The 13,289-nt window shown below is 64.9% G+C and carries 14 protein-coding genes; 8 read left to right on the top strand and 6 right to left on the bottom strand.

All coding sequences use genetic code 11. The features are described 5' to 3' along the window. Positions 1–73 precede the first annotated feature (73 nt). The 3 genes from ABE456_RS22355 to aroC all read right to left on the bottom strand — a co-directional run bounded on the left by ABE456_RS22355 (position 74) and on the right by aroC (position 2,977). Positions 74–610, bottom strand: coding sequence for an oxidase (locus tag ABE456_RS22355; RefSeq protein WP_346645871.1), 537 nt, complete (start codon positions 608–610; stop codon positions 74–76). Then, on the bottom strand, positions 610–1,764 hold the full coding sequence (locus ABE456_RS22350; protein WP_346645870.1) for an MFS transporter: 1,155 nt from the start codon (positions 1,762–1,764) through the stop codon (positions 610–612). The genes ABE456_RS22355 and ABE456_RS22350 overlap by 1 nt, the downstream gene beginning before the upstream one ends. A gap of 121 nt (positions 1,765–1,885) precedes the next feature. Then, positions 1,886–2,977 (bottom strand): chorismate synthase, encoded by a 1,092-nt coding sequence (gene aroC / locus ABE456_RS22345; RefSeq protein ID WP_132844682.1) that lies wholly within the window; start codon positions 2,975–2,977, stop codon positions 1,886–1,888. Between the two features lie 236 nt (positions 2,978–3,213). On the opposite strand from aroC, the gene ABE456_RS22340 reads away from it, so the two are divergent. After that, on the top strand, positions 3,214–4,176 hold the full coding sequence (locus ABE456_RS22340) for an alpha/beta fold hydrolase (protein WP_346645869.1): 963 nt from the start codon (positions 3,214–3,216) through the stop codon (positions 4,174–4,176). A 104-nt stretch (positions 4,177–4,280) separates the two neighbouring features. Further along, a complete protein-coding gene (locus ABE456_RS22335; RefSeq protein WP_346645868.1) occupies positions 4,281–5,063 on the top strand; it encodes a hypothetical protein in 783 nt (260 codons plus the stop codon). A 110-nt stretch (positions 5,064–5,173) separates the two neighbouring features. On the opposite strand, the gene prmB is transcribed toward ABE456_RS22335, so the two are convergent. Next, complete coding sequence (prmB, locus tag ABE456_RS22330) at positions 5,174–6,082, bottom strand: 50S ribosomal protein L3 N(5)-glutamine methyltransferase (RefSeq protein ID WP_346645867.1); 909 nt, start codon at positions 6,080–6,082, stop codon at positions 5,174–5,176. Positions 6,083–6,262: 180 nt separating this feature from the next. Between prmB and ABE456_RS22325 the strand changes: the two genes are divergently transcribed. The 5 genes from ABE456_RS22325 to ABE456_RS22305 all read left to right on the top strand — a co-directional run bounded on the left by ABE456_RS22325 (position 6,263) and on the right by ABE456_RS22305 (position 9,075). Continuing rightward, positions 6,263–6,853: a cysteine hydrolase family protein gene (locus tag ABE456_RS22325; protein ID WP_346645866.1), complete on the top strand. Its 591-nt coding sequence runs from the start codon at positions 6,263–6,265 to the stop codon at positions 6,851–6,853. An 86-nt stretch (positions 6,854–6,939) separates the two neighbouring features. Further along, on the top strand, positions 6,940–7,260 hold the full coding sequence (locus ABE456_RS22320; protein WP_346645865.1) for a hypothetical protein: 321 nt from the start codon (positions 6,940–6,942) through the stop codon (positions 7,258–7,260). Positions 7,261–7,467: 207 nt separating this feature from the next. Further along, positions 7,468–8,028 (top strand): Smr/MutS family protein, encoded by a 561-nt coding sequence (locus ABE456_RS22315; RefSeq protein ID WP_104962313.1) that lies wholly within the window; start codon positions 7,468–7,470, stop codon positions 8,026–8,028. 70 nt (positions 8,029–8,098) lie between these two features. After that, positions 8,099–8,644 carry a GTP cyclohydrolase I FolE gene (folE, locus tag ABE456_RS22310; RefSeq protein ID WP_346645864.1) on the top strand — a complete coding sequence of 182 codons (546 nt, stop codon included), beginning with the start codon at positions 8,099–8,101 and terminating at the stop codon, positions 8,642–8,644. Between the two features lie 59 nt (positions 8,645–8,703). After that, positions 8,704–9,075, top strand: a complete 372-nt coding sequence (locus ABE456_RS22305; protein ID WP_346645863.1) for a glutaredoxin — start codon at positions 8,704–8,706, stop codon at positions 9,073–9,075. A gap of 130 nt (positions 9,076–9,205) precedes the next feature. Here ABE456_RS22305 and ABE456_RS22300 read toward each other — a convergent pair whose 3' ends face one another. Continuing rightward, the gene (locus ABE456_RS22300) at positions 9,206–9,808 is read right to left on the bottom strand and encodes a glutathione S-transferase family protein (RefSeq protein ID WP_346645862.1); all 603 of its coding nucleotides are present in this window, start codon (positions 9,806–9,808) and stop codon (positions 9,206–9,208) included. A gap of 144 nt (positions 9,809–9,952) precedes the next feature. On the opposite strand from ABE456_RS22300, the gene ABE456_RS22295 reads away from it, so the two are divergent. Beyond that, positions 9,953–11,143 (top strand): benzoate/H(+) symporter BenE family transporter, encoded by a 1,191-nt coding sequence (locus ABE456_RS22295; RefSeq protein ID WP_346645861.1) that lies wholly within the window; start codon positions 9,953–9,955, stop codon positions 11,141–11,143. 159 nt (positions 11,144–11,302) lie between these two features. On the opposite strand, the gene ABE456_RS22290 is transcribed toward ABE456_RS22295, so the two are convergent. After that, complete coding sequence (locus ABE456_RS22290; RefSeq protein WP_346645860.1) at positions 11,303–13,243, bottom strand: methyl-accepting chemotaxis protein; 1,941 nt, start codon at positions 13,241–13,243, stop codon at positions 11,303–11,305. Positions 13,244–13,289: the final 46 nt, after the last annotated feature.

Raw genomic sequence — 13,289 nt, 5'->3', positions numbered from 1 at the left:
AACCCGCTCCCACAGATACACCAGTGATATCCCTGTGGGAGCGGGTTCACCCGCGAAGAGGCCGCCACAGGCATTACAATTCGTCGATCCCCAGGAATGCCCGCGCGGTCACATCCCCGGTAAACCGCGCCTGCACGCCCTGCTCGCTGCCATACAAACGCAACGCCAGGCAAAACGGCGCTTCACCCAACTCCACCCAGCGCCGCGTGCCCGCCGGCACCAGCAGCTGGTCGCCCTTCTCGCACAGCACCGAATACACCCAATCCCCCAAACGCAGCCCAACCTGGGCACGCCCGCTGATCACTGCAAACACCTCATCGGCGTCATGCACATGCTCATCGCGCACATCGACCTGCGCCGGGTCTTCACCGTCACGGTTGAGCAGCACAAAGGCCTTGCTGCCATGTGCTGTCATCAGCTGGTCCAGGTACTCATGGCAGGCGCCCAACACTTCGTCCTGGGCAGTACCAGGGCGCACCCTCAAACCATGCTCGGCATGCACAAAGCGCACGCCCTGCTCGGCCAGGGTGGCGGCGATGTCGTCGTGGTGGGTCAGCACCTTGTTCGGCAGCTCCGGGCTGGCGGGGTGGAAAACGCTGAGAATGCTCATCAGGGGCGGGTCCTGGTCGGTTGCGAACAAAGGGCAATGATAACGGCTGCGGCCAAGGCTGCGGCACTGGCCATACCAAAGGTGAAGGCGGGCCCCAGCAGCTTCCAGCTGTAGCCCGAATACAACGCACCCAGCGCACCGCCGGTGCCTGACAGCGCCGCATACAGCGCCTGGCCCTGGCCCTGCTGGCGGGCGCCGAAGCTGGCCTGGACAAAGGCGATGCTGGCAGCGTGGAAGCAGCCAAAGGTGGCCGCGTGCAGCAGCTGGGCGAAGATCAACACGGCCGGCTCCTGGGCCAGGTTGCCCAGCAGCAGCCAGCGTAACGTTGCCAGCAGAAAGCTGGCCAGCAATACGCGCTGCACGCTGAAGCGGGCGAACAGCCGGCTCATGACCATGAACATCAGTACTTCGGCCACCACCCCCAGTGCCCACAGCAGGCCGATGGCACCGCGGGCATACCCCAGGTGCTCAAGGTGCAACGTGAGGAAGGTGTAGTACGGCCCGTGGCTGAGCTGCATCAGCGCCACGCAGGCATAGAAGGCGATTACCCCGGGAGCACGCAACTGCTGCAAAAAGCCGCCTGCGCCACTGCGCTCGCCCTGCTCCACCGGCTGGGCATTGGGCACCCACAGGCTGGCGGCGACAATGCCGGCCATGATCGTTACCAGCGCTACGGGGTAGATGTCCAGGCTCAGCCATTCGAACAGCCGGCCCAGGCCGACCACGGTGAGGATGAAGCCGATCGAGCCCCACAGGCGCACCTGGCTGTAGCGCGCGGTTTGCCCGTGCAGGTGGGCCAGGGTAATGACCTCGAACTGCGGCAGCACCGCATGCCAGAAGAACGCGTGCAGGGCCATCACCAGCGCCAGCCAGGCGTAGCTTTTGCCGAAGAAGATCAGGGCGAAGGTGGCCAGCGTCGACAGCGCGCCCAGGCGCACGATCAGCAGCCGCTGGCCGGTGCGGTCGCCCAGCCAGCCCCACAGGTTGGGGGCGATGCAGCGCATCAGCATGGGGATGGCCACCAGCTCGCCGATGCGCGCCGGGGAGAAGCCCAGGTGGTCGAAGTACAGCGCCAGGAACGGGGCGGTGGAACCGAGCAGGGCGAAATAGAACAGGTAGAAGCTGGACAGGCGCCAGTAGGGGATGGGTTGCATGGGGTGGCCTTGTGGAAACCTGTACTGGCCTCTTCGCGGGCTCGCCCGCTCCCACAGGTTCATCATGGCTTTCAGAATCTGTGGGAGCGGGCGTGCCCGCGAAGAGGCCAGTACTGGGGAATCAGAGCTGGCCCAGCACCGGGGTAGTCACTTTCACATCGGCATTCTGTGCCCGGTGGCGCAGCAGGTGGTCCATCAGCGCAATGGCCATCATCGCCTCGGCAATCGGCGTAGCGCGGATGCCCACGCACGGGTCGTGGCGGCCCTTGGTGATGACATCCACCGGGTTGCCATCAATGTCGATCGAGCGGCCCGGGGTGGTGATACTGGAGGTTGGCTTCAGCGCCAGATGGGCAACGATCGGCTGGCCCGAGGAAATGCCGCCGAGGATGCCGCCCGCATTGTTGCTGAGGAAGCCTTCCGGGGTCAGCTCGTCACGGTGTTCGGTGCCGCGCTGGGCCACGCTGGCGAAGCCGGCGCCGATTTCCACACCCTTGACCGCGTTGATGCTCATCAGCGCGTGGGCAAGTTCCGCGTCCAGGCGGTCGAAGATCGGCTCACCCAGGCCAGGCATGACGCCTTCGGCGACCACGGTGATCTTGGCACCCACCGAATCCTGGTCACGGCGCAGCTGGTCCATGTAGGCCTCCAGCTCTGGCACCTTGTCCGGGTCAGGGCTGAAGAAGGCGTTCTGCTCCACCGACTCCCAGGTCTTGAACGGGATTTCGATCGGGCCCAGCTGGCTCATGTAGCCACGCACGGTGATGCCCTGGGTGGCCAGGTACTTCTTGGCGATGGCACCGGCGGCCACGCGCATGGCGGTTTCGCGGGCCGAGCTGCGGCCACCGCCGCGGTAGTCGCGGATGCCGTACTTGTGGTGGTAGGTGTAGTCGGCGTGGGCCGGGCGGAACAGGTCCTTGATGGCCGAGTAGTCCTTGGACTTCTGGTCGGTGTTGCGGATCAGCAGGCCGATCGAGCAGCCGGTGGTACGGCCTTCGAACACACCGGAAAGGATTTCCACCTCGTCGGCTTCCTGGCGCTGGGTGGTGTGCCGGCTGGTGCCGGGCTTGCGCCGGTCAAGGTCGTGCTGCAGGTCGGCGAGGGAAATTTCCAGGCCCGGTGGGCATCCATCGACAATGGCGACCAACGCCGGGCCATGGCTCTCGCCAGCGGTGGTGACAGTGAACAGCTTGCCGTAGGTATTGCCGGACATGGACGCTCCGCGAGATCAGCCTGAAATGGACGAAAGCGCCAGTATACAGATGGTTGGGTTAACTGTGCTGGCCTCTTCGCGGGTAAAACCGCGCCCACAGGTAATGCACAATGCCCAAGCCAGTGGCGCCCCTGTGGGAGCGGGTTTACCCGCGAAGAGGCCGAACCTGCCATGCGCCCTGGGCGAACCTTCCCGCAAACATTAGGTCAAACCCACATCTCCCCATGTAGTACCGCATGATGTCGCGCCTTGTCGCCTTCCTCTTCCTGCTGTGCACCGGCCTGGCCCAGGCCGCCGCCCCTACCGTGCTGCAACGCCCGATCGACCTGGATACTGGCCAGGGCGTGCTGCACGGCAGCCTGCTGCTGCCACAACAAGCCACCCCGCCACCGGTGGTGCTGATTATCGCCGGCTCCGGCCCCACCGACCGCAACGGCAACAACCCGGCCGCAGGAAGGGTCGACAACCTCAAGCGCCTGGCCCTGCTGCTGGCCAGCGAGCACATTGCCAGCGTGCGCTACGACAAGCGCGGGGTAGCCGCCAGCCTGCCGGCCACGCCCGACGAACGTGACCTCAGCGTGGAGCGCTACGTGGCCGATGTGGTCGCCTGGAGCCACAAGCTCAAGGCCGACCCGCGGTTTGGCCCACTGATTCTGGTCGGCCACAGCGAAGGCGCATTGATCGCCAGCTTGGCCGCCGAACAGGCCGGCGCCAGTGCGGTGATTACCCTGGCCGGCAGCGGCCGGCCGCTGGCCGACGTGCTGCGCGAGCAGTTGGCCAAGCGCTTGCCGCCAGCACAACTGGCCAGCAGCAGCGCCCTGCTCGACCGCCTGCAGGCTGGGCAGACCAGCCTGGAAGTACCGGCGCCGCTGCGCCAGGTGTTCCGCCCCAGCGTGCAGCCGTACCTGATTTCGCTGTTCCAGCAAAACCCGGCAGCCGCCTTTGCCCGCCTGCCCATGCCCGCGCTGATCGTGCAAGGGCGCAACGACGTGCAGGTGGACGTAGCCGACGCCGAGCGGCTGAAGGCAGCCAAGCCAGATGCGCAGCTGGTGCTGATCGACGGCATGAACCACATGCTGCGCATCAGCCCCAAGGCCATGAGCCAGCAGCGCGACAGCTACCTCAACCCCGACCTGCCGCTGGCGCGCGAGCTTGGTGAGCGAATTGTGACGTTTATCCAGCATTTGCCTTCGGCCTAACCCTCAGGTCTTGGCCAGGACGGCCGATAATTTCGGTATTAGCGGAGCTTTGGGGCCGCTGACGCGGCCCCCTGCCCCATGCCCGTACCCAAGGACAAACCCTGATGACCACCGCCCCCGCTGCCGTAGAGCCGGCCGAAGAGCCCGAGCAAAGCGCCGCCCTGCCCTGGGCCGAGCTGGCCGCCGAACACTTCCAGTTGCTGCGCCTGGCCGCCCTGCCCACCGACCGTAGCACCGGCGCGCGGCCGCTGCGCTTTGTGCAGTTCGGCTATGCCGAGCGCCACGACAAGGCCCATAGCCTGCTGCGCATGGAAATCCAGCTGCCCGGGCAGAAGGTGCACAAAGAGCAGAACCGCCTGGATATCCGCGTCGACCATGCCGAGCGCCTGGTACGCATTGGCAACGCGCACGGCCTGCAACTGGAGCCGGTTAACCGTGGTATCGGCCGCTTCATGCTGGCCCAGGCCGTGCAGTGGCTGCAACGCAAGTGGTCGCACTACCGGGTCGAGGGTATGACGCTGCCGAACAAGGATGCCCTGAACGAAGACTCGCGCCTGCGCCGGGAGCACTGCTTGCGCGGGGTGGGTATTGAAGTGGAGTACGAGGACAACCAGCACCTGAAGGGCCGTACCGTGGAAATGACGGTAGGCCAGCTCAAGGGAGCCTGGAATAGCGAGCGCCTGCAGCGGGTAGAAATTCTGGATGCCGCCAATCTGCTGCAACAGGCTGATCAGCAGCTGCTGGAAAAGGAAGGGCAACTGCGCGAGCGTGATGAGCGGGTGGCCAAGTACCAGCGCGAAGACAGCGGGTTGCGCTTTACCATCACCTGCCTGGTGGCGTTTGCGGTGTTCCAGGCGGGGCTGCTGATCTGGATAGCAACCCGCTAAGACCGCGCCGCCTGCTTCGCGGGTGAACCCGCTCCCACAGGGATATCACTGGACCCGAGGACAGTGGAGTACCTGTGGGAGCGGGTTTACCCGCGAAGAGGCCCTTAAGGTCAGACCCGGGCCTTGAACAGCTCCTGATGCTGGCGGCACTGCTCGGCCGTGAGCATGAACACCCCATGCCCGCCACGCTCGAATTCCAGCCAGGCAAAGTCCACCTCGGGGTACAGGGCCTCGACATGCACCTGGCTGTTACCCACTTCGACAATCAGCAAGCCCTTGTCGGTCAGGTGGTCCGCCGCCTCGGCCAGCATGCGCCGTACCAGGTCCAGGCCGTCATTGCCACAGGCCAGGCCCAGTTCGGGTTCGTGGTGGTACTCGGCCGGCATGTCGTCGAAGTCTTCGGCATCGACATACGGCGGGTTGGACAGGATCAGGTCGAAACGCTGCCCCGGCAAACCGCCAAAGCCGTCGCCCTGTACGGTGTACACGCGGGTGTCCAGGCCGTGGCGCTCGATGTTCTGGTTGGCCACTTCAAGGGCCTCGAACGACAGGTCGGCCAGCACCACCTCGGCCTCGGGGAACACGTCGGCGGCAACGATGCCGATGCAGCCCGAACCGGTGCACAGGTCCAGAATGCGTGCCGGCGCGCTGGCCAACCACGGCTCGAAGCGTTTTTCGATCAGCTCGCCAATGGGCGAACGCGGCACCAGCACGCGCTCGTCGACGATGAACGACATGCCGCAGAACCAGGCCTCGCCCAGCAGGTAGGCGGCCGGCACGCGCTCTTCGATACGGCGCTTGAGCAGGTGCTGCAGGCGTACCCGCTCGTCGTCCTCGAGCATGCAGTCCAGGTAGGCGTCGGCCACCTCCCATGGCAGGTGCACGGCGCCCAGCACCAGCAGGCGGGCCTCGTCCCAGGCGTTGTCGGCACCGTGGCCGAAGAACAGGTCGTGCTCGTGGAAGCGGCTGACCGCCCAGCGGATGTAGTCGCGCAGCGTGCGCAGACGGGATGTGATCACGGGGTACTCCTAATTCAGACCGGACAAAAGTCTAACAGCCCCACCCGCACATTTGTTCGTTTGCCTTACCCAATGGCTAGCCCCAGGCCAGTAACCATGCCGCTTGCGTTGTCAACCATTCCCATTGGCGCCAAGGCAGGGGACAATAGGTATACAAAAGCCCTATCCAAGGAGCCCTTGATGTCCGTTCCAACCACGATGTTCCGCCTCACTGGCCGCGACTACCCGCCGGCCAAGCTGAGCCACGCCAGCCTGATCATCATCGATGCGCAAAAGGAGTACCTCAGCGGGCCCCTGCAGCTGTCGGGCATGGACGAGGCCGTGGCCAACATCGCCAGGTTGCTCGACGCCGCGCGCAAGAGCGGCCGTCCGATCATCCATGTTCGCCACCTGGGCACCGTCGGTGGCCGCTTCGACCCACAGGGGCCGGCAGGCCAGTTCATTCCGGGGCTGGAGCCACTGGAAGGCGAAATCGTCATTGAAAAGCGCATGCCCAATGCGTTCAAGAACACCCAGCTGCACGAGACGCTGCAGGCGCTGGGCCACCTGGACCTGATCGTCTGTGGTTTCATGAGCCATTCCAGCGTCAGCACCACCGTACGCCGCGCCAAGGACTATGGTTACCGGTGCACCCTGGTGGAAGACGCTTCGGCGACCCGCGACCTGGCATTCAAGGATGGGGTGATCCCGGCCGCGCAGATTCACCAGTGTGAAATGGCCGTTATGGCCGACAACTTCGCCTGCGTAGCACCCACTACCAGCCTGATCTGAGCGGCTGAGTACAACCGCCCGGCAGCCGGGCGGAACCCGACGGGTGGCAGCAGGTCGAATTCCGGATATCCCCACAGGAGAGCGGAATGAAGCTTAAAGGCAGTTTCGACGCCAAGCGCCTGCGCCCGCGCCAACAGCGTAACTGGGGCGCCCGCCTGGCGGCCGGCCTGTCGGCCCTGCTGGCAACCCTGGGCGTGCTGCTGGCCATGGCCGGCATCGCCGGCCTGCTGGGCAACTACCCTGCCCTGCAAGAACTCAACGCCAACAAACCGCTGTCCAGCATCCTCACCGGCGCTGGCTTGCTGCTGCTGTGGCTGGGTGTGCGCTTCTGGCGGCGCAGCCGTATTCGCCTGCGCCGGGGGCGGGAACTGAGCCTGTCGCCGCACCTGATGAAAAAGCATGACTGAAGCCTACGCGGTCCATGTGGGAGCGGCCTTGTGTCGCGATCGGGGGGCGAAGCCCCCCCAACTTTTCAGGTTCGCCGCAAAAATTGCCGGGACCGCTTTGCGGTCCTTTCGCGACACAAGGCCGCTCCCACAAGGGGCCAATCAGGCCTGACATGGCTGCACGCCGCCCCACAGTCGCGTAAACTACGCCGCCCACGTGGAGGCATCATGCAAGACGACGATTTTTCCCTGTTCAAGGCCGAAGTGCGCGGTGTAAAACCGATCCGCCACGACCGCGCCGAAGTCGGCAAGCCCAAGGCCGACCGCCAGCAGCTGGCCGGCCTGCGCCAGGCGGCGACCGTGCGCAGTGACAAAGCACTGGTAATCGACGGCATGTCCGACCAGTTCGTCATCGACGTTGGCGCCGAAGACGAGCTGATGTGGCGCCGTGACGGCGTGCAGGAAGGCCAGCTGCGCAAGCTGAAGCTGGGGCAGATCCCGTTCGAAGGCAGCCTCGACCTGCACGGCATGACCGTGGAAAAGGCCCGCGAAACGCTGTGGGACTTCATTGCCGAAGCCACCAAGCTGGAAGTGCGCTGCGTACGGGTTACCCACGGCAAGGCCGCGCGCCTTGACGGCAAGCGCCCGATGATCAAGAGCCACGTCAACACCTGGCTGCGCCAGCACCCGCAGGTGCTGGGTTTTGCCTCGTGCAGCGCCCGCCATGGCGGCACTGGCGCGGTGTATGTGATGCTCAAGCGAACCATGCTCGAAGGCCGCGACGAGTAACGCCGCGCTTGCAGCGCCGCCCTCACCGCCGTACCCTTCGTTTTTGCGATTTTTTCCCACAGGTAGATCCATGTCCCTGGAACAGAACTACACCGAGATCCTCAGCGAGATTGGCGAGGACGTCTCCCGTGAGGGCCTGCTCGACACGCCCAAGCGGGCTGCAAAGGCGATGAAATACCTTTGCCGCGGTTATGAGCAAACACTGGAAGAAGTCACCAACAACGCTTTGTTCAGCTCTGACAACAGCGAAATGGTGCTGGTCCGGGACATCGAGCTGTATTCGATGTGCGAACACCACATGCTGCCGTTCATCGGCAAGGCGCACGTTGCCTACCTGCCCAAGGGCAAGGTGCTGGGCCTGTCGAAGGTGGCGCGCATCGTCGACATGTACGCCCGCCGCCTGCAGATCCAGGAAAACCTCAGCCGCCAGATCGCCGAAGCCGTGCAGCAGGTTACCGGGGCCGCCGGCGTGGCAGTTGTGGTCGAAGCCAAGCACATGTGCATGATGATGCGCGGTGTCGAGAAGCAGAATTCGACCATGATCACTTCGGTGATGCTGGGTGAGTTCCGCGAAAACGCCGCCACCCGCAGCGAGTTCCTCAGCCTGATCAAGTGATTGGCTGCTGACCCCAAGCCGACCCTGCCGGGTCGGCTTTTTCATTTCAGGAGTTGCCCATGATCGTCAAAGCCCTGCGGGTTGGCCTCGGCCAGCTCATCGTGTTCGGCGACTGGATCAGCCGCCCGGCCAAGCGCAAGCGCGACGCCGCCGCCCAGGCCCGCGTCGAGCAAGCGGCCAAGGGCCTGGCGCTGTACCAGTTCCATGCCTGCCCGTTCTGCGTCAAGACCCGCCGCACCCTGCACCGCCTGAACGTGCCGGTGGCGCTGCGCGATGCCAAGAACGACCCGATGCACCGCCAGGCCCTGCAGGAAGGCGGCGGCCGAGTGAAAGTGCCGTGCCTGCGCATTGAAGAAGCGGGCAAGGTGACCTGGATGTATGAGTCCAAGGCCATCATTGCTTACCTGGATGAGCGGTTTGCTTCGGCCTGACAGTTTGTAGCCATCCTGTTCTGGCCCTTTCGCGGGTGAACCCGCTCCCACAGGTACCCCACAGTATTCAGCCCTGTGGTAATCCTGTGGGAGCGGGTTTACCCGCGAAGAGGCCGGTACAGGCAAAAAACTATCCCACCATCGGCACATGCCGCGGGTGGCTGCTGACCCGCTCCAGCCAGGCCCTCACCGCCGGGTAATCGGCCAGGTCGAACCCGCCCTGCTGCGCCACATGGGTGTAGGCATACAACGCCACATCGGCGATCGAGTACTGCTCACCGACCAGGTACGGGGTCATCTGCAACTGCCGCTCCATCACCTTCAGCGCCTTGTAGCCGCCCTTGTGCAGCTTGCGGTACTCCTCCACGCGCTCGTCCGGCAAGCCCAGGTAGAACTGGATGAAGCGCGCCACGGCAATGTATGGCTCATGGCTGTACTGCTCGAAGAACTGCCACTGCAACACCTGGGTGCGCAAGCGCGGCTCGCTGGGCAGGAACTCGCTGCCGTCGGCCAGGAAGTTGAGAATGGCATTGGACTCCCACAGGTAGCTGCCGTCTTGCAGCTCCAGCACCGGCACCTTGCCATTGGGGTTCATCGCCAGGAACTCGGGCGTTTCGGTCTCGCCCTTGAGGATGTCCACCGGGTGCCATTCATACGGCCGGCCCAGCAGGCTCAGCATCAGCTTGACCTTGTAGCAGTTGCCCGACTGGTAGTCGCCATAGACCTTGTACATCGCCTTCCACTCCCAAGCAGTTCTGCATTTGCGCCCAATAGTTGGCGACTGTACGGCTAAAAGCAATGGCCGCTGTATGGCAAGGATCAACCTTGCTCGCTGTAGTCTGAAAAAACTGCTTACACCTTTACAAGGATTTTGTTCATGACCGATGCCACTTCCGCACGCCTGCGGCCCCTGGCAGACAGCTCCCCGTCGGCGGTGGTCGCCGGCTTCATTGCCATGCTCACCGGCTATACCAGCTCGCTGGTGCTGATGTTCCAGGCCGGCCAGGCAGCCGGGCTGACCAGCGCGCAGATTTCGTCATGGATCTGGGCCCTGTCGATCGGCATGGCGGTGTGCAGCATAGGCCTGTCGCTGCGCTACCGCACACCGATCACCATCGCCTGGTCCACCCCAGGCGCCGCCCTGCTGATCACCAGCCTGGGCGGGGTGAGCTATGGCGAGGCAATAGGCGCCTACATCACCTGCGCCGTGCTGGTGCTTGTCTGCGGCCTGACCGGCAGCTTCGAACGCCTGGTCAAGCGCATCCCGGCTTCGCTGGCCTCGGCGCTGCTGGCGGGCATCCTGTTCAAGATCGGCAGCGAAATCTTCGTCGCCGCGCAGCACCGCACCGTGCTGGTACTGGGCATGTTCTTCAGTTACCTGTTGGTAAAGCGCCTGTCGCCGCGTTATTGCGTGCTTGCCGCGCTGCTGGTGGGCACGGCGTTGTCTGGCGCCCTGGGCCTGCTGGACTTCAGCGGCTTCCACCTGGAAGTGGCCAAGCCGGTATGGACCACGCCGAGCTTTTCGCTGGCGGCCACCATCAGCATTGGCATACCGCTGTTCGTGGTGGCCATGACCTCGCAGAACATGCCCGGCGTGGCCGTGCTGCGTGCCGACGGCTACCAGGTGCCGGCCTCGCCGTTGATTTCGGCCACCGGCTTTGCCTCGCTGCTACTGGCGCCGTTCGGCTCGCACGGGGTCAACCTGGCGGCGATCAGCGCGGCGATCTGCACCGGGCCGCATGCCCATGAAGACCCGAGCAAACGCTACACCGCAGCGGTGTGGTGCGGGATTTTCTACGGCATTGCCGGGGTGTTCGGCGCAACCTTGGCGGCGCTGTTTGCGGCGTTGCCGAAAGAGCTGGTGCTGTCGATTGCGGCCCTGGCGCTGTTTGGCTCGATCATGAACGGGCTGACCGTGGCCATGAGCGAAGCGCGCGAGCGTGAGGCGGCGGTGATTACCTTCATGGTCACCGCTTCGGGGCTGACCTTGTTCTCGATTGGCTCGGCGTTCTGGGGGATTGTGGCGGGGGTGTTGGCCTTGTTGATCCTCAACCCGCGCAGGGCCTGAGGCCTACGCGATCCCTGTGGGAGCGGCCTTGCGTCGCGAAAGGGCCGCAAAGCGGCCCCGGCAATGTTTGTTGCGAAGCTGAAATCCCGGGGGCGCTGCGCGCCCCTTTCGCGACACAAGGCCGCTCCCACACAGGCCGCATTTACAGCGTTGGCTGATTTACAACCTGAAATGCCCCACCATGCCCTTCAGGTCAGTCCCTAGCTGCGCCAGCTCGACACTCGACCGGGCATTGTCCTGCATCGCCAACGCCGCCTGATCGGCACTGCCACGGATCTGCGTGACACTGCGGCTGATCTCTTCCGCCACCGAGCTTTGCTGCTCTGCCGCTGCGGCAATCTGCTGGTTCATCTGCTGAATCAATGACACCGCCGCCGCAATGCTGCCTAGCGCACTTTCCGTCTGCAGCGCATCGGCCACCGCCAGGCGCACCAGCTCGGTACTGCCGCGAATCTGCGCCACCGACTGCTGGGCGTTGCCGCGCAAACTGGCCACCAGGGCCTCGATCTGCTCGGTAGACTGCCGGGTACGCCGGGCCAGCGCGCGCACTTCATCGGCCACCACGGCAAAACCACGCCCCTGCTCGCCAGCCCGGGCCGCTTCGATAGCGGCATTCAGCGCCAGCAGGTTGGTTTGCTCGGCCACGCTCTTGATCACTTCCAGCACATCGCCAATGGTGTGAATCTCGGCACTGAGGTTGTCGATGCCGGCGCTGGCGGTTTCCGCCGCCGCTGCCAGCTGCTCGATGCGCTGCATGCTCTGGCGCACCACCTGTTGCCCCGAGTCGACCTTGGCGTCCGCAGCCTGGGCCGCCTGCGCCGCTTCTTCGGCATTGCGCGCCACATCGTGCACGGTGGCGGTCATCTGCTGCATGGCGGTGGCCACCTGCTCGGTCTCTTCCTTCTGGCTGCCCACCTCGCGGTTGGTTTGCTCGGTCACCGCCGACAACGCCTGCGCATTGCCAGCCAATTGCTCGATGCCCTGCTGCAAACCGCTGACAATGCCCGACAGCCCCACCGCCATCTGCTGCATGGCCTGCATCAGCTGCCCCACCTCGTCACGGCGTGGTGCCTGGGCATCAAAGCCCAGCTCACCTGCGGCAATGCGCTGGGCGCGGGCAATCACGTGCTTGAGCGGGCCAACCACGGCGCGGGTGATCAGCCAGGCGGCCAGCACGCCCACCAGCAGCGCCAGGCCGGTGGCCAAGGCAATGGCCACGGCATTGCGTTGCAGCTCGGCCTGCAGGGCCTGCTCCTGCCCCAGGTAGGCCTGGTCAACCCGGCCAGTCACCTGCTCGGCGCTGGCTTGCAATTGCGCTTTCAGCCCCTGCTCGCGGGCCAGCTGGTCGGTGTATTCGTTGAGTTTTTCCGAGAAGCTGCCAATGTGCCCCGCCACTTCGCCCAGCACGCTCTGGTAGCCAGCATCGCTGACTGCGCCCTGCAGCTGGCCGACCAGGCTGGCGGCCTCGATTGTTTGAGCGATGCGCTCCTGGCCTGCGCCTGCTTCGCCCTTGCGGCTTTTTTCCAGGCGGACCCGCGCTTCGTCCATGGCCTGCAGCATCAGCCGCGACACCTGTGCCACCTGCGCGGCTTGTTCTAGAAACTCGCCACCTTGCTGGCCTTGCGACTGCTTGAGGGTGTACACGCCGTCATCGGCCAGGCCAGCCTGCAGCACGTCGAGGTTGTTGGCCACGCTGGACACCGACCAGCTGGCCATGTCCAGCGCCAGCTCCTTGGCCTGCACCGCTTCGACAAAGGCCTCGAATGCCTGGCCGTAGGCTGCCAGGTCGGTTTCGGCCGCCGCCAGCGCCGGCAAGCCGCGGGCGCGTTCGGCCAAGCCCTGCAGCCCAGTGCGCAAAGCCTCGGCCTGCTGCATGTCGGAGCGCAGGGCAAACGCCTGCTCGTGCTGGCGCAAGCGCAGCAGGTCGGTGTTGAACTGGGCCAGCTGGCGCAAGCCGTCGAAACGCTGGCCAACGCTGTGCAGCGCGGCAATGCCGATGGCCGCTACCGCCAGGGTCAGCAGCAACACCAGGGCAAAGCCCAGGCCGAGTTTGCGGGCCATGCCCAGGTTGGCCAGCACACCGTGCTTGCTCGCGCCCATCGCCGACTCCCCTTCTGTTAGCGAGGTTATCCCGAAGGCCAAGGGT

The organism is Pseudomonas sp. TWI929 (assembly GCF_039673335.1).
GTDB lineage: Bacteria > Pseudomonadota > Gammaproteobacteria > Pseudomonadales > Pseudomonadaceae > Aquipseudomonas.
The sequence above is the reverse complement of the archived record's forward strand: the minus strand, read 5'-3'. Positions and strand labels throughout refer to the sequence as shown.

What these genes read in the sequence shown, in the direction of transcription:
- ABE456_RS22355 (WP_346645871.1), bottom strand. Translation starts at nt 610, where the DNA reads ATGAGCATTCTCAGCGTTTTCCACCCCGCCAGCCCGGAGCTGCCGAAC.
- ABE456_RS22350 (WP_346645870.1), bottom strand. Translation starts at nt 1,764, where the DNA reads ATGCAACCCATCCCCTACTGGCGCCTGTCCAGCTTCTACCTGTTCTAT.
- aroC (WP_132844682.1), bottom strand. Translation starts at nt 2,977, where the DNA reads ATGTCCGGCAATACCTACGGCAAGCTGTTCACTGTCACCACCGCTGGC.
- ABE456_RS22340 (WP_346645869.1), top strand. Translation starts at nt 3,214, where the DNA reads ATGATGTCGCGCCTTGTCGCCTTCCTCTTCCTGCTGTGCACCGGCCTG.
- ABE456_RS22335 (WP_346645868.1), top strand. Translation starts at nt 4,281, where the DNA reads ATGACCACCGCCCCCGCTGCCGTAGAGCCGGCCGAAGAGCCCGAGCAA.
- ABE456_RS22325 (WP_346645866.1), top strand. Translation starts at nt 6,263, where the DNA reads ATGTCCGTTCCAACCACGATGTTCCGCCTCACTGGCCGCGACTACCCG.
- ABE456_RS22320 (WP_346645865.1), top strand. Translation starts at nt 6,940, where the DNA reads ATGAAGCTTAAAGGCAGTTTCGACGCCAAGCGCCTGCGCCCGCGCCAA.
- ABE456_RS22315 (WP_104962313.1), top strand. Translation starts at nt 7,468, where the DNA reads ATGCAAGACGACGATTTTTCCCTGTTCAAGGCCGAAGTGCGCGGTGTA.
- folE (WP_346645864.1), top strand. Translation starts at nt 8,099, where the DNA reads ATGTCCCTGGAACAGAACTACACCGAGATCCTCAGCGAGATTGGCGAG.
- ABE456_RS22305 (WP_346645863.1), top strand. Translation starts at nt 8,704, where the DNA reads ATGATCGTCAAAGCCCTGCGGGTTGGCCTCGGCCAGCTCATCGTGTTC.
- ABE456_RS22300 (WP_346645862.1), bottom strand. Translation starts at nt 9,808, where the DNA reads ATGTACAAGGTCTATGGCGACTACCAGTCGGGCAACTGCTACAAGGTC.
- ABE456_RS22295 (WP_346645861.1), top strand. Translation starts at nt 9,953, where the DNA reads ATGACCGATGCCACTTCCGCACGCCTGCGGCCCCTGGCAGACAGCTCC.
- ABE456_RS22290 (WP_346645860.1), bottom strand. Translation starts at nt 13,243, where the DNA reads ATGGGCGCGAGCAAGCACGGTGTGCTGGCCAACCTGGGCATGGCCCGC.